Annotated in this window: 2 protein-coding genes; one reads left to right on the top strand and one right to left on the bottom strand. The window is 76.1% G+C overall.

The window, feature by feature from the left end; all coding sequences use genetic code 11:
- Positions 1 to 569 (bottom strand): AfsR/SARP family transcriptional regulator (locus ACTIDRAF_RS29665; RefSeq protein ID WP_211215377.1); only part of this gene is annotated, 569 nt, incomplete at its 3' end.
- Positions 570 to 767: 198 nt separating this feature from the next.
- On the opposite strand from ACTIDRAF_RS29665, the gene ACTIDRAF_RS0218350 reads away from it, so the two are divergent.
- Positions 768 to 1,655, top strand: a complete 888-nt coding sequence (locus ACTIDRAF_RS0218350; RefSeq protein WP_016700187.1) for an NAD(P)-dependent oxidoreductase — start codon at positions 768 to 770, stop codon at positions 1,653 to 1,655.
- Positions 1,656 to 1,722: the final 67 nt, after the last annotated feature.

Raw genomic sequence — 1,722 nt, 5'->3', positions numbered from 1 at the left:
GGTGGCGGGCGACGGGTGGGGGTGAGGTCGACGGCGAGCCTGGCGTGGTCGCCGAGCCGGAACCGGGCCTCGGCCCACTCCTCCGTCGCGACCAGCTGTTCCTCCTCCCACGCCGACGCGGCCGCCACGGCGGGGGGTTCCGCCGCCAGGTCCGCCAACGCCGGCCCCCGCCACATCGCCAGTGCCTCCCCGAGCCGGGTGGCGCGGACTCCGGGGTCCCCGGCCGCGCGGGCCTCGGCGGTCAGGCTCCGGAACCGCGCCAGGTCCAGGTCGGACGCGGCGACGGCCAGCAGGTAGCCGGGGGGTTGGCGGACGACGAGGGCACCCGCGCCCGGTTCCGCCCGCTCCAGGGTGCGGCGCAGCTGGGACACCTTGGTCTGGACGGTGTTCACCGGGTTGCCGGGGGGACGACCGCGCCACAACCGCTCGACGAGCGTGCTGGTCGGCACCGGGCGGCCCTCGCCGAGCAGGAGCAGCGCCAGCAGGAGCCGGACCTTCGCCTCGGGCACGGTGACCGCCGCGCCCGCGTCCGTCCACACCGCCAACGGCCCCAACACCCCGAATCGCACCAGTGGACCCTAGCCGCCGGGCCCGTCACGGCCGGGTCGTGCGCGCACCGGCGGGGTTTCGTGCGAGCGGGCGGCCAGGGTGGTCCCCACGCCGGGGAGGGCACCACCGGCCAGGGCTGGCCGGGTGCGGTGTGGACAGCGCGGCCCACCGCCCTCCCCGCGAACCGACAGCCGAACGACGAGGACGAGGACCGACCAATGAGTGACGAGCCGAGCACACCGGCCCCGGTGACCCTGATCGGACTGGGCCCGATGGGCCGGGCGATGGTGCGGAGCCTGCTGCGCGCGGGACATCCGGTGACGGTGTGGAACCGCACGGCGAGCCGGGCCGACGAGCTGGTGGCCGAGGGGGCGGCACTGGCGGCCAGCCCGGCCGAGGCCCTCGCGGCCAGCGAGGTCGTCGTGCTGAGCCTGACCGACTACCAGGCCATGTACGACGTGCTGGAACCGGCGACCAGCGCCCTGGCGGGGCGGACGCTGGTGAACCTGAGTTCGGACACCCCGCAGGTGACCAGGGAGGCCGCCCGCTGGGCGGAGGGCCACGGCGCCCGGTTCGTCACCGGTGGGGTCATGGTGCCGGCCGTGATGGTCGGCACCGACGCCTGCTACGTCTACTACAGCGGCGACCGGGCGGTCGTCGAGCGGCACGAGCCGACGCTGGCCGCCATCGGGGAACCCCGGTACGTCGGGCCGGACCCGGCTGCCGCCCAGCTGTTCTACCAGGCCCAGCTGGCGGTGTTCCTCACCGCGCTGGCCGGGCTCCTCCAGGGCACCGCGATGGTGCGGTCCGCCGGGGTGAGCGCGGCCGACTTCGTCCCCCAGGCGTTCGGGACGCTCACCCAGATCCCGGCGATGGTCGCCGGGACCGACGAGGAGCTCGACTCCGGTTCCTACCCGGGAGACCAGGCCACCGCGACGATGATGGGCGCCACCGCCGACCACATCGTCCGGACCAGCGCCGCGCTGGGCCTGGACCTCGCGCTGCCCGGCGCCGTGCACTCCCTGTACGAGCGGGCGATCGCCGCCGGTCACGGCGGGGACAACTGGACGAGCCTGTTCGAGGTCGTCAGGGGCACCCCGGCCTGAGCGGCACCAGCTGCGCGGGCACCACCGGCGGGCCGTGGGGAGGGCGGGGTCGGCGGCCGGGGCGTGG

This window comes from Actinoalloteichus spitiensis RMV-1378 (genome assembly GCF_000239155.1).
GTDB classification, from domain to species: Bacteria; Actinomycetota; Actinomycetes; order Mycobacteriales; family Pseudonocardiaceae; genus Actinoalloteichus_B; species Actinoalloteichus_B spitiensis.
Note: the sequence above shows the minus strand (reverse complement) of the source record. Positions and strands in the feature narration are given on the sequence as shown.

Coding starts and splice junctions, on each gene's coding strand:
- ACTIDRAF_RS0218350 (WP_016700187.1), top strand. CDS start 768: ATGAGTGACGAGCCGAGCACACCGGCCCCGGTGACCCTGATCGGACTG.